The sequence below is a fragment of the Herbidospora sp. RD11066 genome (assembly GCF_054661255.1).
The window spans coordinates 130833-151225 of the sequence record NZ_BAAGDO010000010.1 but is presented as its reverse complement, the minus strand read 5'-3'; the positions used below and the strand labels follow the sequence as shown (position 1 = coordinate 151225).

The window sequence follows — 20393 nt, the reverse complement described above, 5'->3', positions numbered from 1 at the left end:
CAATCGCGCTTCGTAACGATCAAGAACTGCCTACTCGCCCCACCACAAACCCTTTCGGGCGGCTACAGCCGCCCGAAATTTCGGCATATCGGCTCACGCGGGCACCGTTCCGGTAGCCATTTCCAACCCCTGGCTCAGAGATCTCGTACAGGAAAAGGGCACGGAGAGGTCAGCCGCCGATCGCGCTCATCGGGCGCGCGGGCTGGAGGAACTCGGGGTTGTCGATGCCGTGGCCCGGCTTCTTGCGGGCGATCGATGCCAGCCACCGCGCCGCCAGTTCCTCGTCGGTCGCGCCCGAGCGCATCGCGCCGCGCAGGTCGGACTCCTCGGTCGCGAAGAGGCAGTTGCGGATCTGGCCGTCGGCGGTGAGGCGGACGCGGTCGCAGGCGCCGCAGAACGGGCGCGTGACCGAGCCGATCACGCCCACCGTCGCGGGGCCTCCGTCAACCAGGAAGAGTTCCGCGGGGGCGCTGCCCCGGTCGTGGGGGTCGGCGTCGGAGAGTTTGAACTCGGTGCCGAGCATCGACAGGATCTCGTCGGCGGTGATCATGTTCTTGCGGCTCCAGCCGTGCTGGGCGTCGAGGGGCATCTGCTCGATGAAGCGGAGCTGGTAGCCGCGGTCGAGGCAGTAGCGCAGCAGGTCGACGGCCTCATGATCGTTGATGTCGCGCATCAGTACCGCGTTGACCTTCACGGGGCGCAGGCCCACGGCGTCGGCGGCCTCCAGGCCGGACAGCACGTCGGGGAGGCGGTCGCGGTGGGCGAGGGTCTTGAAGGTCTCGCGGTCGATCGTGTCGAGGGAGACGTTGACGCGGTGGAGGCCCGCCTCGGCCAGCGGCGCGGCCAGGCGGGCCAGGCCGATGCCGTTGGTGGTGAGGGAGATCTCGGCGCCCAGAGCGGAGGTGCGGGCGACGATGTCGACCAGCTCTCGCCGGAGCAGGGGCTCTCCCCCGGTGTAGCGGACCTCGGTGATGCCCAGGTCGCGCACCCCGACGGTGACCAGGCGGACGATCTCGTCGGCCGTCAGCAGTTCGGGTTTGGGCAGCCAGTCGAGGCCCTCCGGCGGCATGCAGTAGCTGCACCGCAGGTTGCAACGGTCGGTCAGCGAGACCCGGAGGTCCGTCGCGACACGCCCGAACGAATCGACCAGCACGTCACCATCTCCCATTCTGTATGCCACCTTAATTCACGTACAACCAGCCCCGATCAACGGGGATTCCTCCCGGCGAAAACCATTGGGAACGCTTCACCTCGGTTCGGCACACTGGTCGCACCGAAACAGGAGATCATCATGCCGAAGGAAGTCGCCCACAACCTGCTGTCCTGGGCCAGCGAGATCGACCACGGAACGATCGAGCAGGCGGCCAGGACCGCGCGCCTGCGATTCGTGTCCGGACACGTCGCGCTCATGCCCGATGCGCACATCGGGATCGGTGCGACCGTCGGCTCCGTCATCCCCACCCAGGGTGCGATCATCCCGGCGGCCGTCGGGGTCGACATCGGGTGCGGGATGATCGCGACCGAGACCGACCTGACCGCCCGCGACCTGCCCGAGAACCTCGAAGCGCTGATGCCGCTGGTCGAGCGGCGGATCCCGGCCGGAGTGGGCAAGGGACACGAAGACCGGACCGTCGACCGGGCGCTGGAGGCGCTCGGGCGGCCGCACACGGAACTGACCCCGAAGCAGGACAAGACGGTGTCGGTGCAGTTCGGGACCCTCGGGTCGGGCAACCACTTCGTGGAGGTCTGCCTCGACGAGCGCGATCGGGTGTGGACGGTGCTCCACTCCGGCTCGCGCGGGATCGGCAACCAGCTCGCGACCCGCCACATCGCCGACGCGAAGAAGGCGATGAAGCAGGCGGCGATCGGGCTGGAGGACCCCGACCTGGCCTACTTCACCCAGGGGACGCCCGAGTTCGCGGCGTACATCGACGACATGCTGTGGTCGCAGGCCTACGCGATGGCCTCGCGGGCGCGGATGGACGCGGTGCTGTCGAACGCGCTGTTCTCGGTGGTCGGGAAGGGCCGCCGGGTCCGGACGATCAACTGCCACCACAACTTCACCCAGCGAGAGACGCACCAGGGCAAGGACCTCTGGATCACCCGCAAGGGCGCCATCAAGGCCGACACCGGCGACGAGGGCGTCATCCCGGGCTCGATGGGCACCCGGTCCTACATCGTGCGCGGGAAGGGCAACGCCGACTCCTACAACTCGTGCTCCCACGGGGCGGGGCGCCGGATGTCGCGCGGCCAGGCGAAGCGGACCCTGACGGCGTCGTCGCTGAAGAAGGCGATGGAGGGCCGGACCTGGAACGCCGACCGGGCGTCGTCGCTGGTCGACGAGCACCCGGAGGCCTACAAGTCGATCGACCAGGTCATGGCCGACCAGACCGACCTGGTGACCGTCCAGCACACGCTGCGCCAGATCTTCAACTACAAGGGCTAGCCGGTTCCGCGTACGAGAAGCAGCGCAACGGCCAAGGCGGCGACGGCGATGGCACTCAGGAACGAGGCGTCGGGACGGCGCACACAACGGGGTGCCAGCGCCAGAACCGCGGCGAGAAAGGCCATCGGCCACCAGAGCACGGCGACGGCCGTGACCAGGAAGACCGGGGTGAGCAGGCGGGTTCGGCGGGGGCCGAGGCGCTGGGGTAGTCCATGGACCCCGGTGCGCAGGTCCCCGTCGATGTCGGGGAGCACGTTCGCGAAGTGGGCGCCCACTCCGAGCAGCGCCCCGGCCAGCACCGACCACCACGCCGGCCACGGCGCGCCGGGCAGCCCGAGCGACACGAACGCCGGGAACTGCCCGAATCCGATCACATAGGGCACCCACGAGAAGACCGTGGCCTTCAGGCCGAGGTTGTACGACCACGCCCCCGCCACCCCGAGCAGGTGAAGACCCCCCGCGGCCAGGCCGTTGGCCAGCGACAACGGCACACACGCCACCAGGGAGACCCCGGCCGCCACCCATAAGGCCCGCGTCGTGACCAGCCCGGAAACCACAGGTTTCCCGGTACGCCCCAGGGCCAGATCCCGCCCCGCGTCGAGCGCGTCGTTGCACCATCCGACCGACAGCTGCCCCGCCAGCACGGCCGCCAGGACGAGCAGACACCCGGCCGCGTCCCGGCCCGATCCCACCGCCAAAGCGGTCACGAGAGCACTGACGGCCAGCGTCGGCCCCGGATGACACGCCCGTACCAAGCCGAGGAGAAGCACAGAGGTTGGGGTTCCCAGCGGGACGCACATGAACCCGTGAGGGGTGGGCAGAGATCGGAAGGGGGTAACTTCTGCCGATCTGGGAGTGCGATGTCACGTATCGCCGCTGTTCAGGGCGTCCTGCCGCCGAACCGTTATGCGCAGGCCGAGATCACCGAGGCGATCGCCCGGTTCGGCTTCCTCGATTCCACCGAACGCCGGGTCCTCGAACGGCTCCACCAGCACGCCAAAGTCGACTTCCGGCATCTCGTACTGCCCCTCGACGACTACGCCAAACTCGACGGTTTCGGGGCGTCCAACGACGTCTTCGTGGCGGCGGCCGTCGAGCTGGGTTCCCAGGCGGTGGCCGAGGCGCTCGACCTGGCCGGGCTCACCCCCCGTGACGTCGACATGTTCCTGTTCACCTCGGTCACCGGGATCGCGGCGCCGTCGGTCGACAGCCGCATCGCGTCCCGGCTGGGCATGCGGCCCGACCTGAAGCGCCTGCCGATCTTCGGCCTGGGCTGCGTCGGGGGCGCGGCCGGGGTCGCCCGGACCCACGACTACCTGTCCGACAAGTCGGCCCAGGTGGCGGTGCTGCTGTCGGTGGAGTTCTGCTCGCTGACCATCCAGCGCGACGACCGTTCGATCGCCAACCTGGTCGCGGGCGGCCTGTTCGGCGACGGCGTGACCGCCGTGGTGGCCACCACGACCGAGGGCCCCGGCCCCCGCGTGATCGACTCGCGCTCCCACCTCTATCCCGACTCCGAGCAGGTCATGGGCTGGGACATCACCAACAACGGCTTCCGGGTGGTCTTGGACGCCAACGTCCCGGCGGTGGTCCGCACCTATCTGGCCGACGACGTCGACGGCTTCCTCGGCGATCACGGCCTGACCAGGAAGGACATCACCGCCTGGGTCTGCCATCCCGGCGGCCCCCGGGTGCTGGAGGCGGTCATCGAGGCCCTCGACCTGCCGCCCGACGCCCTCGACGTGACCTGGCGATCGCTGGCGGAGGTGGGCAACCTGTCGTCGTCGTCGGTGCTGCGGGTGCTGGCCGACACGATGGCCCTCGACCCGCCGAAGGGCACGCCGGGCCTGATGATCGCGATGGGTCCCGGGTTCTGTTCAGAGCTCGTCCTGCTGGAGTGGTGATGGGCTGGTACGCCCTTCTCGTCGCCCTGGTCGGGGTCGAGCGCCTGGCCGAGCTCGTCGTCGCGAAGCGCAATCTGAGCTGGAGCCTGGCCAGAGGCGGCTTCGTCGCCGGTCAGGGCCACTATCCGTTCATGGTGGTCCTGCACACCGGATTGCTGGCCGGGTGCCTGATCGAGGTGTACGCCGCCGACCGCCCCTTCGTGCCCGCGCTGGGCTGGCCGATGCTGGCGCTCGTGGTCGCCTCCCAGGGGCTGCGGTGGTGGTGCATCCGGACCCTCGGGCACCAGTGGAACACCCAGGTCGTGGTGGTCCCGGGGCTGACGGCGGTGACGGGCGGCCCCTATCGGTTCCTGCGGCACCCCAACTACGTCGCGGTCGCCGTCGAGGGACTGGCGCTCCCGCTGGTGCACTCGGCGTGGGTCACCGCGCTGGTCTTCACCGTGCTGAACGCGGGGCTCATGGTGGTCCGGATCCGGTGTGAGGAGGCCGCGCTGGCCCGGCTGGGCACCGCGTGATCGACGTGCTGATCGCCGGAGGCGGGCCCGCCGGGCTCGCCACCGCCTGTCACGCCGCGCTGGCCGGGATGGAGGCCGTCGTCGTCGAACCCCGGGCGGCCCCGGTCGACAAGGCCTGCGGCGAGGGGCTGATGCCCACCGGCATCGAGGCGCTGCGGTCGCTGGGCGTGGATCCCGAGGGGTGGCCGTTACGCGGCATCACCTATCTCGACGCCGCCGGATCGGTGACCGCGCCGTTCCCGCGTGGCCGGTCGGGGCTCGGCGTCCGCCGCACGATCCTGCACGAGGCGCTCGCCAAGAGGGCCGCCGACCTGGGCGTCCGGGTGGTCGCCGGGCGGGTCGGCCGGTTCCGGCAGGGCCCCGACGCCGTCGAGGCCGACGGGTTCGGCCGGGCCCGCTGGCTGGTCGCGGCCGACGGGCTGCACTCCCCGCTGCGCGCCGCCCTGGGGCTGACCGTCACTTCCGGTCGTGGACGACGCCATGGTCTCCGCCGCCATTTCGCGGTCGCCCCCTGGAGCCCCCACGTCGAGGTGCACTGGTCGACGGGCGCGGAGGCCTATGTGACCCCCGTCGGGCCCGAGCTGGTCGGGGTGGCGGTGCTGAGTTCGCGGAGGGTGCCGTTCGACGACCATCTCGCCGCCTTCCCCGCGTTACGCGAGCGGCTCGGACCACCGTGCACCCCCGTGAGAGGGGCGGGACCCCTGCGGCAGAGCGCGAAAGCCCCAGTGGCCGGGCGGGTGCTGCTCGTCGGCGACGCCGCCGGATACGTCGACGCGCTCACCGGCGAGGGGATTTCATTGGCGGTCCGCTCGGCCGAGGCCCTCATTTCCGCCCTAAGCCAGCGAAATCCAGACATGTACCAACGTGACTGGCGGCGCCTCTCCCGCCGCCACCGGGCGCTCACAGAGGTGCTGGTGGCCGTCAGGGGCAACCGGGTCACCGGTGACCTCATCGCGCCGGCCGCGCGGCGGCTCCCGTGGGCCTTCCGCGCGGCCGTCGCCCTTCTCGCCTAGCGGCGGGCCACCAGGAGCAGGCGGTGAGACCTGAGCTCGTAGGGGGCGCCGTCGGGACCGGCGTACATCTCGATGGTCGTGAAGCCCGCCTCGGTCAGCATGCGGCCGGCCTCGGCGGCGGTGTAGACGTGCTGGACCGAGGTCCCCCGGTGCACCTCGTCACCTCGGGTGAAGGTGAAGTGGGTGATCCAGCGGCTCCTCGCCACGTCGTATTCGTTGATCTGCTCGGCGGTGACGCCGCCGATGGTCAGCGGCTCCTCCTCCAGGGCCACGCCCGGGAGGAACGACTCGGCCGCGAAGCCGTAGTCGAGGACCACCGTCTGGACGTCGAGCCCGGCCAGGAAGGCCCGCGTCTCGTCGTGGTCGAGGTAGCCGAAGACGTTGCCCATGCAGATCGCCGTGTCGGCGGTCGTGACGGGCAGCGCCCCCATGTCGCCGACCCGGAAGTCGGCGGCCAGGCCGCGCCGCGCGGCCTCGGCGGTCGCGTGGGCGATCGCCTCGGCCGAGACGTCGACGCCGGTCACCCGGCGGCCGCGCGCGGCCAGTTCGAGGGCGTGCCGCCCGCTGCCGCAGGCCACGTCGAGGACGTGGTCGCCCGGCAGCCTCATGAGGAAGTCGATCTCGGCGTCGGTCGACGCCTGGGGAACGGCCGCCCGCCAGAAGGTGTTGGGCAGCTCGGTGAAGAAATCCGTGTACCACGGCATGTCAGAAATGCTCCAGTCGGAAGTACGGAAGATCCTGCTTCGCGTCTCGACCGGGGCAGCGTTCCACCGCCCCGGTCACACCGGGTGGGCGGGCATGGCGACTCCTGTTTCGATGAACGGTTCGACGAACCGGAACTGACGGTACCGGCTGATAGAACGGTTGTCATGATGATTACGACGTCGCGTGACGGCACCACGATCGCCTACGACCAGGTCGGCGAGGGTCCGCCCGTGATCGTCGTGGTGGGCGTGTTCAACGAGCGCGCGGCCGGTCGCCCGCTGGCCGAGGCGCTGGCGCGCGACTTCACCGTCTTCACCTACGACCGGCGCGGGCGCGGCGGCAGCGGCGAGGTGGCGCTGCCCTTCCAGATCGCCGACGAGATCGACGACCTGAAGGCGATGATCGAGGTCGCGGGCGGCGAGGCGGCGGTGTTCGGCTACTCCTCGGGGTGCCTGCTCGCGCTGAAAGCGGTGATCGACGGCGCCGCCATCACCCGGCTGGCCCTCTACGAGCCGCCCTACCAGAACGACAACCCCTCCCCCGCCGACCACGCGGGCCACCTGACCGAGCTGATCGCCCAGGAGCGGCGCGAAGAGGCGGTCGAATACTTCCAGCAGAAGATCATCGGCATGACGCCCCCCATGATCGAGCAGGCCAAGCGCGCCCCCTTCTGGAAGGCTCTGGAGGCCCTGGCGCCGTCGACGGTCTACGACGCGCTGCTGGTCACCGACCGCGACCTGCCCGGCCAGCTCGCCGCCCTGCGCCCGCCGCCCACGCTGGTCCTCGACGGCGCCGCCAGCCCCGACCGGCTGCGCGGCATGGTGGGCGCGCTGGCCATGGCCGTCGACGGCGCCCATGTGGTCGCCCTCGACGGCCAGACCCACACGATCGACCCGGAGATCACCGGGCCGATCGTGACCGCGTTCCTCAAGAACTGATCGTCACGGCGAGGCGCAGGTGTAGCCGCTCACCGTCGAGGTGTTGCCGTTGGGCCGGGTGACCTGGAAGCCGAACGTCGTGCTCGCGTTCGGGGCGAGGTTGGCGTTGTAGCCCATGCTCGTGGCCGTGACGGTCTGGCCCGAGACGGTGAGTGCGGCGTTCCACGACCCCGAGATGCTGTGACCCGACGGGAGCGTGAAGGTCACCCGCCAGCCGCTCAGCGCCGAGGTGCCGGTGTTGGTCACCGTCACCGGCTGCACGACGTAGCCGTTACCCCACTGGGTCTGGACGGTCCCGGTCGCCGAGCACGGCCCGCCCGGCTGCGGGCTGGGCGACGGAGACGGAGACGGGGAAGGTGAAGGAGAGGGTGACGGCGAAGGCGAGGGGCTGGGAGAGGGCGACGGGCTGGGCGAGGGCGACGGGTTCACGTTCACCGGGGGGACCCGGATGATGCGGTCGTCGGCCGCCACCGGGGTGCCCCGGCCGTCGCGGTTGCTGGTGCCGATCCACAGCCAGCCGTCGGGGCCGACGGCGATCGCGCGCAGGCGGCCGTACTGCCCCTGGAACTGGGAGATGGTGCCGGCCGAGCCGCCCGAGGAGTTCAGCGAGACACCCCACACGCGGGTGCCGCGCAGGGCGGCGACGAACAGGGTGTTGTTGGCGTAGGCGAGGCCGCTCGGGGAGGCCTCGGCGGTCGTCCAGGTGACGATCGGGTTGCGGAACGACGGGTTGTTGCACACGCCCTCACACGTCGGCCAGCCGTAGTTGCCGCCCGCCACGATCTGGTTGACCTCGTCGGTGGTGTTCTGGCCGAACTCGGTGGCGTACAGGCGGCCCTGGCCGTCCCAGGCGAGGCCCTGCACGTTGCGGTGGCCCATGCTGTAGACCCGCGACCCGGGGGTCGGGTTGCTCGACGGGATGCTCCCGTCGGGGTTCATGCGGAGGATCTTCCCGGCGGGGGAGCTCGCGTTCTGGGCGTTGGAGGTCGTGCCGGCGTCGCCGGTGGCCAGGTAGAGCATCCCGTCGGGGCCGAAGGCGATGCGGCCGCCGTCGTGGATCGTGGCGCGGGGGATGCCCGACAGCAGCACGTTCTGGGTCGTGGGCGCGCTCAGGCGGAAGCGGGCCAGGCGGTTGTCGTTGGCGGTGGTGAAGTAGACGTAGACCCACTGGTCGGAGGCGTACGTCGGGGAGACGGCGATGCCGAGCAGGCCGCTCTCACCCGAGGCGGACACTCCGCTGATGGTCGCCACGGCGACCGGGGTCTGGCCTGGCCGCACCTGCATGACGCGGCCGGTGTTGCGCTCGGTGACCAGGGCACTCCCGTCGGGGAGGAAGGCGAACCCCCACGGGACCTGCAGCCCGGTGACCGACACCTGGGCCCGGTCGAAGTCGAAGCCGCCGACCACGGCGGCCCGGGCCGGGAGGGCGATCATGACTCCGAGGAGCAGGATCGCCGCGGCGATGACGTGTCTGACATGTCTGGACATTGCGGAACCATACGAAGGCCCGAAAGTTTCTGACAACGATCACCAGGCGCGCCGGGTGCCGACCTGCGACTGAAAGGGAAAGTTTCATCGGTGAGCCGCAACGTTTCGTCCCCCGGCACGGGGAAGCCCGGGCCTCCGTGGAGGGGAGGCCCGGGCTCGTAGAGAAAACTACTTGACGACCTTCACGTAGTCGCTCGCCTCAGAAGAGCCGAAACCGTGGCTACCGTCGTACCGGACACCCCAGGTGCCGCTCCCCCAGGCCTTGACCTTGGTGTAGAAGGAGCCGTTGGGGTTGGTGTCGATGGTCTTCACGTACTTCCACTTGTGCGAACCCGCAGGGAGGAAGTAGACGTCGATGTCCTGCCAGCCCAGCTTGTACCAGCCGTGCCAGTAGTCGCGGGAGTCGTAGCAGCCGCTCCAGCCGTCGTCGACGGGCTTGACGCTCCCGTCGAGCTCGACGTAAGCGCGGTCGTGCTTCTTGTAGTCGTAGTACCAGTCGCCGTAGCACTGGGCGACCTGAAGCTGCCCGGTCAGGGTGAGGTTACGGCCCTTCTTCACCGGCTCGGGGCCGGCGTTGAAGTCGACGATACGCGTCGCCTTGGGGCCCTTCGGGGGCTTCGGCGGGTTGTACGTGTCGTGCTTGACGGTGAAGCCCGAAGCGCTGCTGTAGAGCTTGCCGTCAAAGCCGCGCGCGAAGACCTTCACGGAGTAGAACCCCTTCGGGTCCTTCGTGTCGATCCGGACGCTCTCCGAGTAGGAGAACCACTGGGGCTTCCACTCGGGCTTCTTCTTCTCCTCGTCCGACGAGTCGGAGGTGGTGCTGTCCGCCGACTTGTCGTCCCAGCCGTGGCCGTCCCAGTCGTCGCGGCCCCAGCTGCCCTTGTGGTCGACCACGATCTTGGCGTGCTTGATGTCGACGCCCTTGACCGTGATGGACACGACCTCGGAGTCCCACTTGCCCTTGAGGACGACCGGGTTGGGGTTGATCACGATTCCCGTGATCTTCGGGTCGGGACCGTCGTGGTGACCGTGTCCGTGACCCGGATTCGCTAAGGCGGGAGCCGCGCCGACGAGCGCCGAGGCGCTCATCGCAGCGGCCGCCACCAGAGCGGTGGCAATGCGCTTGATCATAAGAGGGTGCTTCCTCTCCCCGTTACCGCGCGCTTCCGGCATGAAGCGCGCCTACGTCATAGACGGAAAATCGAGGCCAAAAGTTGCGCGTAAGTCATGGAAAAAGTGATCACAACTTGGCAACGGGATCAAACGCTCGCGCGTCGGGGTCAGAAGATCACTGAGCGTACATCTCCTCGATGATCTCGGCGTACTTGGCGTGGATGACCCGGCGCTTCAGTTTGAGGCTCGGGGTGAGCTCCTCGGTCTCGGCCGTCCACTCGACCGGGAGCAGCCGCCAGCGCTTGACCTGCTGCACGCGGGCGAGCTTCTCGTTGGCGGTCTCGATCGCCGCCTCGACGGCCTTCAGCACGTCGGGGTGGGCGGCCAGGTCGGCCAGGTCGGTGAAGGTGATGCCGTTGGCCTGGGCCCAGCCGGGGGCGACCTCGCCGTCGAGGGTGAGGATCGCGACCGGGAAGGGCCGCGAATCGCCGAAGGCGAGCGCCTGGCCGATGAGGGAGTGCTCCTTCAGGTAGTTCTCGATGTTGGCCGGGGAGATGTTCTCGCCTCCGGCGGTGATGATGAGCTCCTTCTTGCGGTCGACGATGCGGACGAACCCGTCGTCGTCGACCGAGCCGACGTCGCCCGTGTGCAGCCAGCCGTCGTCGCCGAACAGGTCGGCGGTGGCCTCGGGGCGGTTGAGGTAACCCGTGGTGTTGAGCGGGCTGCGGGTGAGGATCTCGCCGTCGGCGGCGATGCGCACCTCGACGCCCGGTTCGGCGCGGCCGACGGTGCCGAGCTTGTAGGCATGGGGGCTGTTGGCGGTGAAGGCGCCGGTGGTCTCGGTCATGCCGTACACGTCGAGGACCTTGAGCCCGAGCCCGGCGAAGAACCTCTGCACCTCCAGCGGCATCGGCGCGGCGGCGCTGGCGAGCCAGCCCGCGTTGTCGAAGCCGATCAGCGACCGGATGAACGCCAGCAGCCCGGCGTCGGCGGCCTCGTAGGCGGCCTGGACCTCCGGGGTCATCGAGGCGCCGACCTGACCGGCCTCGACCCAGGCGAGCCCGGCGGTCATCGCCTTGCGCACGTTCTCCTGCTGCTCCTCGGGCTGCGTCGCGAGCAGCGCCGACAGGCGGGCCATCATCTTCTCCCAGACGCGCGGCACGCCGAAGAACAGCACCGGCTTCACCGCGGCCAGGGTCGGCCCGAGGTTGGCCAGGTCGGTGCAGAAGTGCACGTGGGAGACCTTGAACAGCGGCAGGTAGAGGCTCAGCACCCGCTCGGCGATGTGGGCGTAGGTCAGGTAGGAGATCTGGGTGCCCTCAGTGGGCAGCGAGGTCATCCGGTCGGTCGCGCCGATCTCGAAGAGCACGTTGCGGTGGGTGAGCGGGACGCCCTTCGGCATGCCGGTCGTGCCCGAGGTGTAGAGCACGGTCAGGGTGTCGTCGGAGGTGACCGAGCGCCAGCGCTCCTCGACCGACTGCGGGTCGGCGGCCAGCGCCTGCGCTCCTAAGGCGACGAAGTCGTCCCACGAGAGCTGGTCGCCGGTGGCGCCGGTCAGCAGGATGATCTTCTCAAGGCCGGGGATCTGGTCGAGGACCGGCTCCCAGCGGGCCAGCTCGGCCGGGCCGCCCAGCACGGCGACCTTGGCGCCGACGTCGTTGGCCACATAGGCGACCTGGTCGGGGGCGAAGGTGGCGTACACCGAGCACGGGATCGCGCCGGCGTGCACGGCGCCGAGGTCGGCCAGGACGTGTTCGCTGCGGTTGACCATCATCAGGGCGACCGAGTCGCCCGGTTCGACCCCGAGGGCGGCGAACCCGGCCGCGATCTCCAGCACCCGCTGCCGGGCCTCCCGGTAGGTGAGGGTCGACCAGCCGCCCTCCACCGGGTCGGAATAGGCCGGCGAGTCGGGGTGGTTCTCGGCGGTCTCGTCGAGCTGCGAACAGATGGTCCGGCCCTCGATGCTCTCCTCGATCGCCGCCCGCTCTTCAAAGACCATTCCGCGCCTCCTGTAGGGGTGTTCACGCACAGAGTGACCCGCATCACATCATCGGTAAGTCAAGGCTGACAAGATGTCCTGGTGACATGGGTGCTCGACCTGGCCGGGATCTTCGTTTTCGCCACCTCGGGAGCGCTGGCCGGGGTCCACACCCGTCTCGACGTCGTGGGCATGGCCGTGCTGGCGTTCTTCACCGCGGTGGGCGGCGGCATCCTGCGCGACGTGTTCCTCGGCATCCAGCCCGCCGCCCTCCACGAGGCGGGCTATGTGCTGGTGCCGCTGCTGGCGTCGGCGATCGTGTTCTTCTGGCACCCGCAGGTCGCCCGCGTGATGCCGAGCATGCTGATCTTCGACGCGGCCGGGCTGGGCCTGTTCTGCGCGACCGGCACCGAGAAGGCGCTGCTGTTCGGCCTGTCCCCGCTGCACGCCATCCTGCTCGGCGTGGTCACCGCCGTGGGCGGCGGCGTGCTGCGCGACGTGCTCTCGGGCGAGCGGCCCAAACTCCTCTACGACCGCCAGCTCTACGCGGTGCCCGCGTTCCTGGGCGCGACCGTGCTCGCGATGCTCTTCGAGTTCGGTGTACGCGGCCCGTTCGCCGTCCTGGCCGCCGCGGTCCTGGCCTTCTCGTTCCGGTTCCTGGCGATGCGGCGGGGCTGGCGGGCGCCGCTGGCGCGGGGCGTCACAGACTCATCGTGAGGCGGCTGTCCGCCACGGGCGCCGCCCCCGGCCGGGCGGTGGCGATCTTCCTGACGGCGTCGGCCAGCACGTGGGGCGGGTGGCAGTACGACAGCCGCAGGTGGCCCTCGCAGGCGCCGTCGACCCCGAACCACCGGCCGGGCGCGAGCCTGACCCCCTGCGCGGCCGCCGCCGCGACCAGCGGCGCGGCCGAGGGCACGTCGAGTTTGGCCCAGATCGACCCGCCGCCGACCGGCTTCGGGTACGTCCAGCCGGGCAGGTGCTCCGACAGCGCCGTCATGAGGGCGTTCCTGGAGGTCTCCAGCCAGGCGCGGCGCTCGGCCCGCGACTCCTCGACCTGCGGGAACAGGTCGGCCACCACGAGCTGGTCGAACACCGCCGTGGCCAGGTCGACGCCCGCGCGCAGCACCGACAGCTTCTCCACCAGCTCGGCGGTCCCGCGCAGCCAGCCCACGCGCAGGCCGCCCCACCACAGTTTCGACGCCGAGCCGATCGTGATCACCCGGTTGTCGGTGTCCCAGCGGGCCAGCGGCGGCGGCATCACGACGTCGTCGACGGCCACCTCGCCCCAGGTCTCGTCGCAGATCAGCGTCACGTCGTGCCGGCGGGCGGCGGCCACCAGCGCGGCGCGCCCCTCGGCGTCCATCAGGGCGCCGGTCGGGTTGTGGAAGTCGGGCAGCACGTAGGCGACCCGGGCCTGGGCGAGCGAACTCTCCATGAGCCGACCCGCCGCGACCGCCCTGGCGCCGTGCAGCCGCACGCACTGGATCGCGTGAGCGTAGGTCGGCGACTCCAGCAGCACGGGGTCGCCCGCGCGCAGCAGCAGCGAGAACAGCAGGTGCATGGCCTGCTGGGAGCCGGGCGTGATGAGGATCTGCTCCGGCCGGGTGGCCACTCCCCTGTCGGTGTAGCGCCGGGCCACGGCCTCCCTCAGCGCGGGCAGGCCGACGGGTTCGTAGCCGATGCCGAGCAGGTGGCGGTGGTAGCCGGCGGCGGCGTTCTCCACGGCGGAGGCGACCCCGGACGCGGCGGGCATCGAGGCGACGTGGAGCGGGATCATGCCGTCGCCCGGGATCGGGATCGTCCACGGGACGTCACCTCCGGCGGGCAGGGCGGTCGTGCTGCCGGAGCCCTGCCGCGCGGTGACGTATCCCTGCTCTTTGAGCAGGTCGTAAGCGGCGGTCACGGTGGTCCGGCTGACTCCGAGCACTTCGGCGAGATGGCGTTCGGCGGGGAGCCGCACCCCCACCGGGATGGCGCCGTCGTGCAGCCGGCCCCGCAGCGCCTCGGCCAGCGCGCGGTAGTAGGGACGGGCCCCGGGCGGGACGACGAGGAGACGGGCGAGCTGCTCCGGGGCGATGTGGCGCGGCATGCCGACCACATTAGAACTCGTTCTCATGTTTTGCACCGTTCCATGCGGCCTCGATCAATCAGGCCAATTCTACGGATTGGACCACTTTCAGGCCACGGTGCTGACCTTTACCGAAGCGCCCGGCAGGAGAGACTCCACCTGAGCCGCAGCGGCGTGGCGGTTGAGGATGCCCTCGTCGTACACGACAACGATGATCGTGCGCAGCCATGGCCTGGCCTCGGCACCGATGGCATCGACAATGGCGCCGAATGAGTCACGCGCCGGCAGGGAGGCAACACCCGCGCCGATCAAGGGGATCCAGATCGTCTCGACCTTCAGAGCGTTGGCCTTGTCGAGGACGTCCCGCACGGTCGCTTTGATGGTTGCCGGATCCACTACATAGGAGTCACCCGGCGCGTCGACCTTCAAGGCGGCTGCGTGAAAAATGTAATGAACCGGCAGCTCCCCAGCCGAGGTCACAGCTGAAGTTCCGTGGTCGATGGGGCCATATTTGGCCAGCTCATTGAGAATGAAACGAGGGCCGGCCTTCATCAGCAGCGCATAGGCGACGCCGCCTCCGGCGCTGATCGTGGTGTCCTCGGGGCTGACGACCGCACGGACACGCCCGGAGAACTCTGGGTCAGCCATCATGGTTTGGCTGCCGATATCGCCATAGACCATCCGCAGTTCGGTCGGCCCCTGCGAAGCGGTAACCGCGAGTCTTGGCCGTTTGGGGGGTTCCTCCATCGCAGAAGTGCGGCGCCTGGCCTCCTTCAGCCGCTCGAGGTGGCGTTCGATCGCCTTCTCCGTCAATCCCTGCGCCTCGAAAGTGGCGCGGACTCTCATCTCATGATCCAGGAAAAGGTGGGCCCTCTCCTGGAGCCAACGATCCCCGGTGGCACCGATGAGTCCGTGAAGAAAGTTGCCGGCCCCCCAGATCGGGAAGACAGCACACGGGCGTCGATCTTGGTACCTTCTGTTGGCATCGCCGATGTGGGTAAGAATCTCCGCGTTGATCGCCCCCTTCGATACGGCGTCCAACATTAGGGATTCCAACTTGGAATGGGTCAGCCCGGAAGGCATGCTCTCTCCAAGATGTATCCCCCAGCGAAACCCCCTCGCCAGCACTTGCGGATCTTCAGAGAAGAGATACCCCTGGATGAAGTCCACAAGGCTCTTCTCATGACCGGCCGAGCCCAGGACCACCAGGCCACGCCCTCGGAGTAAGTCGGCCGTCGGCTTGGCGAAGTAGGATTCTATGCTCCGGGTCTCATCACGAGTGTTGGCGATGTTATGCGTGTCATAGTCGCCGTGCAGCTTGAAGACACTGTCGACTTCCTTCTCAGGGCGCCACAGTCGCACCTCATCCTCAACCCTGATGGGCTGGCACTCTTTGAGACCTTGCTCGACGAACGCGTTCTCCAGCAGCTTGTCGAAGTTGATGGTCAAGGCGGTTCCATGCAGAAAACCTTTGGCCATCAGTAGGGAAAGGGCGTGATGCGCGAAGGCCGGGCGACGGCCTACCAGTAGCTTTCGGAAGTACGAGAGTCGCTGAGCGACCGAACCGTAGCTTTCGATGCTGACTAGATAACGCCGTTTCGGGTCGTCCCATGCGAGGTTTCGTCGAGCCCATTCCGCGACATCCGTGACCCCTTCGTGACCTGCGAGTTTATCGCGGATCTCCTCGGCGATCTCCTGAGCCAGCGGAACACCGGCTTCCTTTGAAACACCTGCACCCATAAGGACTACATGATCACCAGGAGCTTCGGTGATCGAATGGAAGACTTCGGCCTGGCTGACGATCCGTATATCGAGGCCACGCAAGGTTATGCGCATGAATTGAACTTTCATCACGTGGGTCAGATGAAAAGAATACCTCCGAATTCGCGAGTGACGCGATCCAACCCATCAAACTCACCAACCTCGCGAAGTAAGGCCAATTTCCGAGATTGGCCCTGTACGCCTAGGCTGGCCGTCGCCAGACTGGGACGACTATGGTGCAAACATCCACTCGTCCTACCTCTACTCGGCTCGTCCGGCTCTACGCGGGGCTGTTCCTCTACGGCGCCGGCTCCGGCCTTCAGATCGAGTCGAACCTCGGCAGCGCCCCCTGGGACGTCTTCCACCAGGGCCTCTCCCGCCACTTCGGGCTCAGCATCGGCGCCTGGGTGATCATCGTCGGGGCGGCCGTGATGCTGCTCTGGATCCCCCTGCGGCAGCGACCCGGCCTGGGCACGATCAGCAACGTCCTGCTGCTCGGCTGGTTCTTCGACCTGACCGTCTGGCTGGCCCCCACGCCCGGTCACTGGATCGTCCAGTGGGCCTATCTGCTGGTCGGCGTGGTCACCGTCGGCGGCGCGACCGCGCTCTACATCGGCGCCGGGTACGGCCCGGGGCCGCGCGACGGCCTGATGACCGGGCTCCACCGGCTGGGCCTGTCGATCCGGTCCGCCCAGGTGATCATCCAGCTCACCGTGCTGGCGGTCGGCTGGCTGCTCGGCGGCGTCGCCGGGGTCGGCACGCTGGTGTTCGCCCTGATGATCGGGCCGATCACGCAGTTCTTCATGAGGGCCCGGTGGGTAGCTTGATCACATGCGGATCGAGGACTACGCGCTGATCGGCGACATGCAGTCGGCGGCCCTGGTGGGCCGTGACGGCTCTGTCGACTGGCTCTGCCTGCCCCGTTTCGACTCACCCGCCTGCTTCGCCGCCTTGCTGGGCAACCAGCGCCACGGCGCGTGGCGGATCTGGGCCACCGGGATGGAGACGGCCTCCAGCCGCCGCTACTGGGGCGACACGCTCGTCCTCGAATCGACCTGGGACACCCCGACCGGCACCGCCCGGGTGATCGACTTCATGCCGGTACGCCATGAACATCCCCGCCTGGTCCGGATCATCGAGGGCGTGGCCGGGTCGGTCGAGATGAACTGCGAGATCCGCATCCGGTTCGACTACGGCCGCATCGTCCCGTGGGTGCGCAAGCGCGACGGCAGCCTCCAGGCCGTCGGCGGCCCCGACTCGGTGTGGATCCACTCGCCGATCCACCTGCACGGCAGCGACTACGCCCACAAGGGCACGTTCCGGGTCGAGGCGGGCGACAAGGTGCCGTTCGTGTTCGCCTGGCACCCCTCCCACGCCGCCGCGCCGCCGCAGATCGACCCGAAGAACGAGCTCGACTACACCCGCGAGCTGTGGGAGGACTGGGTGTCCAAGGGCACCCACGCCGGGAAGTGGCGCGACGCCGTCGTCCGTTCGATGATCACGCTGAAGGGGCTGACCTACGCCCCCACCGGCGGCATCGTCGCCGCGGCGACCACGAGCCTGCCCGAGGACCTCGGCGGGGTCCGCAACTGGGACTACCGGTTCTGCTGGCTGCGCGACGCGTCCATGATCCTCGACGCCCTGCTGACCAGCGGCTACCTCGAAGAGGCCAAGGCCTGGCGCGAGTGGCTGCTGCGCGCCATCGCGGGCCGTCCCCAGGACCTCCAGATCATGTACGGCGTCGCCGGCGAGCGCCGCCTCCCCGAGATGACGCTCGACTGGCTCCCCGGCTACGAGAACTCCCTGCCGGCCCGCATCGGCAACAGCGCCGCCGGCCAGCTCCAGCTCGACGTCTACGGCGAGGTCGTCAACTCGCTCTACCACGCGGGCAAGGGCGGCCTGCCGCCCGACGACCACGCCTGGAAGCTGACCCGCAAGATGATGGACTTCCTCGAAGGCGGCTGGCGCCAGCCCGACGAGGGCCTGTGGGAGGTGCGCGGCCCGCGCCGCCAGTTCACCCACTCCAAGGTCATGGTCTGGGTCGCCTGCGACCGCGCGATCAAGACGCTGGAGCGCCAGCATCGCAGCGGGCCGATCGACAAGTGGAAGGCGCTGCGCGAGGAGATCCACAAGGAGGTCTGCGAGAAGGCCTACGACCCCGAGCGCAACACCTTCACGCAGTACTACGGGTCGCAGGAGCTCGACGCCGCGACCCTGCTCATCCCCACGATGGGCTTCCTGCCGGCCGACGACCCGCGCGTCATCGGCACCATCAACGCCATCGAGCGGGAGCTGACCACGCCCGAGGGGTTCGTGCTGCGCTACTCGACCAGCGAGCGCAACCCGGTCGACGGCCTGCCCGGCCGCGAGGGCGCGTTCCTGGCCTGCAGCTTCTGGCTGGCCGAGGCCAAGGCCCGCATGGGGCTGCGCAAGGAGGCGAGCGACCTGTTCGAACGCCTTCTCGGCCTGCGCAACGACGTGGGCCTGCTGTCGGAGGAGTACGACCCGATGCAGGGCCGCCTGGTGGGCAACTTCCCCCAGGCGTTCAGCCACGTGCCGCTGATCCACACGGCCCAGGCCCTCAGTTAGCCCGTGGTGCTAGTTCGCGTCTCCGGCCAGCCGGGCGAGCAGCCTGGCGAAGTCGGCGGGCGGGGTCACCACGAGCCTGACCTGGCCGTCCTGGGGAACCAGGTCGGCCTGGATGCGGGTCAGCCGGTCGCGGTGCCACCAGTAGACGTGGGGGCTCAGGCCGCCGTCCCGGTCGTCGAACTCGCGCTGGGCGTACACCCGCATCCGCTCCAGGGCGCGGACGACGCCGATGCCCTCGATGGGGTGGATCGCCATCGCGCCCGGGTGGGGCAGCACGACAAGCAGGCCGTCGGGCGGGCCGGGCAGCCGCCGCAGGTGCGCGACGGCGGTGGGCGCGCTGATCATCCGCACGCTCACCCCGCCGAGCTGGAGGTACTCGGCGGTGATCCGCTCGTCGGACAGCGCGTTGTCGAGGGCGACGTCGAGCGCCTCGGCGGGCGGGATCGGCCAGCAGAAGGCCTCCTCCGGCCGCACCGGACGGCCGCCGATCGTCAGCACCTCGATCAGGTCGGCGCTCAGATGGCGGCCGATGATCCGCGAGGGGTCGGGGATCGCCGGGTCGTCGGCCGCGTGCAGGCGGGTGCGCAGCAGCGGCTTGATCCGGGGCAGGTTGCAGGCGTCGAAAGGTTCGCCCGACACGGCGTGGGACAGGTGCTCGGAGACCAGCATCGGCCAGTCTTCGCGCGTCCTGCGGGCCGCCTCTCGGCGGAGCCCGACCAGGTTGACCGTACGGGACATCTCATCGCCACCCATGATCAGAGTGGCGCCGTCGTCCTCGAACGCGCAGCTGTACCCCATCGTCTCGACCACCAGGGCGAGGAGAGAGTCAAGATCGACGTCCTCGACGGGCCGGGCTACGGGTTGCACAGGCTGGTCAGGCCGAATCCGGCTGCGGAGTCGCCGCAACAGACCCAAGGCTCATCCCCTTACAAACGTGGCGTGTTGCCAGCTTCAGGGTGCCTTGTCCTGGTTGCCGATAAGGCCTGTCAGAGAGCACGATTCGGTATCAATAACCCCATCGGCCCCCAGCCACACACTGAACTGTGGTGTCCCGTGACCGATCGGCAGTCCCGCGATGATCGGCACTCCCAGGGGTCCGAGCCGTTCCACCAGCACCGGGAGCGCCTCGCCGCACTCGATCCACGACCCGAGCGCGAAGCCGACGGCGCCGTCGAGACACCCGGCCTGGAGTAGCTGGGTCAGCATACGGTCGATTCGGTACGGCTCCTCCCGGATGTCCTCCAGGAGCACGATCCGGCCCTGGGCCTCCATCTGATGGGGCGTTCCACACAGCGCCGCGAGAAGGGTCAGGTTGCCTCCCGTGACCGGCCCGATGGCCGATCCCGGCACCAGCACCTGGTCGCCCTTCACCGGCCGGGGCTCCAGGCTGGAGATCAGCGAGGCCTTGAGGTGCGACAACGACCGGGGTTCCGGCCCGTCCTCGTCGCTGATCGTGGCGCAGGCCGGCATCGGGCCGAACAGCGAGGCCACCCCGAGACGGCGCTGGAAGGCCAGGTGGAGGGCGGTGATGTCACTCGATCCGAGCAGCGGCTTGGGCCGGACCGCTCCCATCTTGTCCCAGTCGAGGTGGTCGAGGACCCGGGTGGCGCCGTAGCCGCCCCGGGCGCAGATCACGGCGGCGATCTCCGGATCGCACCAGGCTTCCTGCAGGTCGGCGGCGCGGGCCTGGTCGGGTCCGGCGAGGTAGCCGCGGCGGATCAGCATGCGGGCCCCGAAGCGGACGTTCAGGCCGAGGCCGGTGAGCACGTGGCGGCCGCGGTTGAGCCGGTCGAGGTCGACCGGACCGGAGGGCGCGACGACGGCCACGGTGTCACCGTGCCGGAGGCGGGGTGGAGTTCGTTCGGACACCCCCCA

Annotated in this window: 18 protein-coding genes; 8 read left to right on the top strand and 10 right to left on the bottom strand. The window is 69.3% G+C overall.

The genetic code is table 11. The features are described from left to right. Nucleotides 1-169: 169 nt before the first annotated feature. Nucleotides 170-1153, bottom strand: coding sequence for a GTP 3',8-cyclase MoaA (moaA, locus tag ACYQ78_RS32040; RefSeq protein ID WP_459804824.1), 984 nt, complete (start codon nt 1151-1153; stop codon nt 170-172). A gap of 138 nt (nt 1154-1291) precedes the next feature. Here moaA and ACYQ78_RS32035 point away from each other — a divergent pair, with 138 nt between their 5' ends. Then, complete coding sequence (locus ACYQ78_RS32035) at nt 1292-2446, top strand: RtcB family protein (protein WP_459804687.1); 1155 nt, start codon at nt 1292-1294, stop codon at nt 2444-2446. Here the strand turns inward: ACYQ78_RS32035 and ACYQ78_RS32030 are convergent. Continuing rightward, entirely contained in the window at nt 2443-3153 is a 711-nt protein-coding gene (locus tag ACYQ78_RS32030) for a UbiA family prenyltransferase (protein WP_459804686.1), read from the bottom strand. The two genes, ACYQ78_RS32035 and ACYQ78_RS32030, sit on opposite strands and share 4 nt — an antisense overlap. A 153-nt stretch (nt 3154-3306) precedes the next feature. Between ACYQ78_RS32030 and ACYQ78_RS32025 the strand changes: the two genes are divergently transcribed. The 3 genes from ACYQ78_RS32025 to ACYQ78_RS32015 are packed head-to-tail and all read left to right on the top strand — an operon-like array spanning nt 3307 to nt 5878. After that, nucleotides 3307-4350, top strand: coding sequence for a type III polyketide synthase (locus tag ACYQ78_RS32025; protein ID WP_459804685.1), 1044 nt, complete (start codon nt 3307-3309; stop codon nt 4348-4350). Then, the gene (locus ACYQ78_RS32020) at nt 4350-4865 is read left to right on the top strand and encodes an isoprenylcysteine carboxyl methyltransferase family protein (protein ID WP_459804684.1); all 516 of its coding nucleotides are present in this window, start codon (nt 4350-4352) and stop codon (nt 4863-4865) included. Before ACYQ78_RS32025 ends, ACYQ78_RS32020 begins: the two co-directional genes overlap by 1 nt. Next, nucleotides 4862-5878 (top strand): NAD(P)/FAD-dependent oxidoreductase, encoded by a 1017-nt coding sequence (locus tag ACYQ78_RS32015; RefSeq protein ID WP_459804683.1) that lies wholly within the window; start codon nt 4862-4864, stop codon nt 5876-5878. The genes ACYQ78_RS32020 and ACYQ78_RS32015 overlap by 4 nt, the downstream gene beginning before the upstream one ends. On the opposite strand, the gene ACYQ78_RS32010 is transcribed toward ACYQ78_RS32015, so the two are convergent. Beyond that, entirely contained in the window at nt 5875-6582 is a 708-nt protein-coding gene (locus tag ACYQ78_RS32010; protein WP_459804682.1) for a class I SAM-dependent methyltransferase, read from the bottom strand. The two genes, ACYQ78_RS32015 and ACYQ78_RS32010, sit on opposite strands and share 4 nt — an antisense overlap. A gap of 165 nt (nt 6583-6747) precedes the next feature. On the opposite strand from ACYQ78_RS32010, the gene ACYQ78_RS32005 reads away from it, so the two are divergent. Next, nucleotides 6748-7521 (top strand): alpha/beta fold hydrolase, encoded by a 774-nt coding sequence (locus ACYQ78_RS32005; protein ID WP_459804681.1) that lies wholly within the window; start codon nt 6748-6750, stop codon nt 7519-7521. Between the two features lie 3 nt (nt 7522-7524). Here the strand turns inward: ACYQ78_RS32005 and ACYQ78_RS32000 are convergent, their stop codons facing one another. The 3 genes from ACYQ78_RS32000 to ACYQ78_RS31990 all read right to left on the bottom strand — a co-directional run bounded on the left by ACYQ78_RS32000 (nt 7525) and on the right by ACYQ78_RS31990 (nt 12121). Further along, nucleotides 7525-9009, bottom strand: coding sequence for a PQQ-dependent sugar dehydrogenase (locus ACYQ78_RS32000; RefSeq protein WP_459804680.1), 1485 nt, complete (start codon nt 9007-9009; stop codon nt 7525-7527). A gap of 168 nt (nt 9010-9177) precedes the next feature. Beyond that, nucleotides 9178-10140, bottom strand: a complete 963-nt coding sequence (locus ACYQ78_RS31995; protein WP_459804679.1) for a hypothetical protein — start codon at nt 10138-10140, stop codon at nt 9178-9180. A 157-nt stretch (nt 10141-10297) separates the two neighbouring features. Continuing rightward, nucleotides 10298-12121, bottom strand: a complete 1824-nt coding sequence (locus ACYQ78_RS31990) for an AMP-dependent synthetase/ligase (protein ID WP_459804678.1) — start codon at nt 12119-12121, stop codon at nt 10298-10300. Between the two features lie 81 nt (nt 12122-12202). Here ACYQ78_RS31990 and ACYQ78_RS31985 point away from each other — a divergent pair, with 81 nt between their 5' ends. Next, nucleotides 12203-12817 (top strand): trimeric intracellular cation channel family protein, encoded by a 615-nt coding sequence (locus tag ACYQ78_RS31985; protein ID WP_459804677.1) that lies wholly within the window; start codon nt 12203-12205, stop codon nt 12815-12817. Here the strand turns inward: ACYQ78_RS31985 and yczR are convergent. Together yczR and ACYQ78_RS31975 are read right to left on the bottom strand one after the other, a co-directional pair. Beyond that, a complete protein-coding gene (gene yczR, locus ACYQ78_RS31980) occupies nt 12801-14216 on the bottom strand; it encodes a MocR-like transcription factor YczR (RefSeq protein ID WP_459804676.1) in 1416 nt (471 codons plus the stop codon). The two genes, ACYQ78_RS31985 and yczR, sit on opposite strands and share 17 nt — an antisense overlap. Nucleotides 14217-14276: 60 nt before the next feature. Continuing rightward, on the bottom strand, nt 14277-16004 hold the full coding sequence (locus ACYQ78_RS31975) for a macro domain-containing protein (RefSeq protein WP_459804675.1): 1728 nt from the start codon (nt 16002-16004) through the stop codon (nt 14277-14279). 161 nt (nt 16005-16165) lie between these two features. On the opposite strand from ACYQ78_RS31975, the gene yczE reads away from it, so the two are divergent. Both yczE and ACYQ78_RS31965 read left to right on the top strand, forming a co-directional pair. Continuing rightward, complete coding sequence (gene yczE / locus ACYQ78_RS31970; protein WP_459804674.1) at nt 16166-16756, top strand: membrane protein YczE; 591 nt, start codon at nt 16166-16168, stop codon at nt 16754-16756. A gap of 4 nt (nt 16757-16760) precedes the next feature. Further along, complete coding sequence (locus ACYQ78_RS31965; protein ID WP_459804673.1) at nt 16761-18518, top strand: glycoside hydrolase family 15 protein; 1758 nt, start codon at nt 16761-16763, stop codon at nt 18516-18518. Nucleotides 18519-18527: 9 nt separating this feature from the next. On the opposite strand, the gene ACYQ78_RS31960 is transcribed toward ACYQ78_RS31965, so the two are convergent. Both ACYQ78_RS31960 and ACYQ78_RS31955 read right to left on the bottom strand, forming a co-directional pair. Beyond that, nucleotides 18528-19385 carry a hypothetical protein gene (locus ACYQ78_RS31960; RefSeq protein WP_459804672.1) on the bottom strand — a complete coding sequence of 286 codons (858 nt, stop codon included), beginning with the start codon at nt 19383-19385 and terminating at the stop codon, nt 18528-18530. An 84-nt stretch (nt 19386-19469) separates the two neighbouring features. Continuing rightward, nucleotides 19470-20387 carry a S66 peptidase family protein gene (locus tag ACYQ78_RS31955; RefSeq protein WP_459804671.1) on the bottom strand — a complete coding sequence of 306 codons (918 nt, stop codon included), beginning with the start codon at nt 20385-20387 and terminating at the stop codon, nt 19470-19472. Nucleotides 20388-20393 lie beyond the last annotated feature (6 nt).

Coding starts and splice junctions, on each gene's coding strand:
- ACYQ78_RS32025 (WP_459804685.1), top strand. CDS start 3,307: ATGTCACGTATCGCCGCTGTTCAGGGCGTCCTGCCGCCGAACCGTTAT.
- ACYQ78_RS32005 (WP_459804681.1), top strand. CDS start 6,748: ATGATGATTACGACGTCGCGTGACGGCACCACGATCGCCTACGACCAG.
- ACYQ78_RS32010 (WP_459804682.1), bottom strand. CDS start 6,582: ATGCCGTGGTACACGGATTTCTTCACCGAGCTGCCCAACACCTTCTGG.
- ACYQ78_RS31965 (WP_459804673.1), top strand. CDS start 16,761: ATGCGGATCGAGGACTACGCGCTGATCGGCGACATGCAGTCGGCGGCC.
- ACYQ78_RS31995 (WP_459804679.1), bottom strand. CDS start 10,140: ATGATCAAGCGCATTGCCACCGCTCTGGTGGCGGCCGCTGCGATGAGC.
- ACYQ78_RS31990 (WP_459804678.1), bottom strand. CDS start 12,121: ATGGTCTTTGAAGAGCGGGCGGCGATCGAGGAGAGCATCGAGGGCCGG.
- ACYQ78_RS32035 (WP_459804687.1), top strand. CDS start 1,292: ATGCCGAAGGAAGTCGCCCACAACCTGCTGTCCTGGGCCAGCGAGATC.
- ACYQ78_RS32000 (WP_459804680.1), bottom strand. CDS start 9,009: ATGTCCAGACATGTCAGACACGTCATCGCCGCGGCGATCCTGCTCCTC.
- ACYQ78_RS32020 (WP_459804684.1), top strand. CDS start 4,350: ATGGGCTGGTACGCCCTTCTCGTCGCCCTGGTCGGGGTCGAGCGCCTG.
- yczR (WP_459804676.1), bottom strand. CDS start 14,216: ATGAGAACGAGTTCTAATGTGGTCGGCATGCCGCGCCACATCGCCCCG.
- ACYQ78_RS31975 (WP_459804675.1), bottom strand. CDS start 16,004: ATGCGCATAACCTTGCGTGGCCTCGATATACGGATCGTCAGCCAGGCC.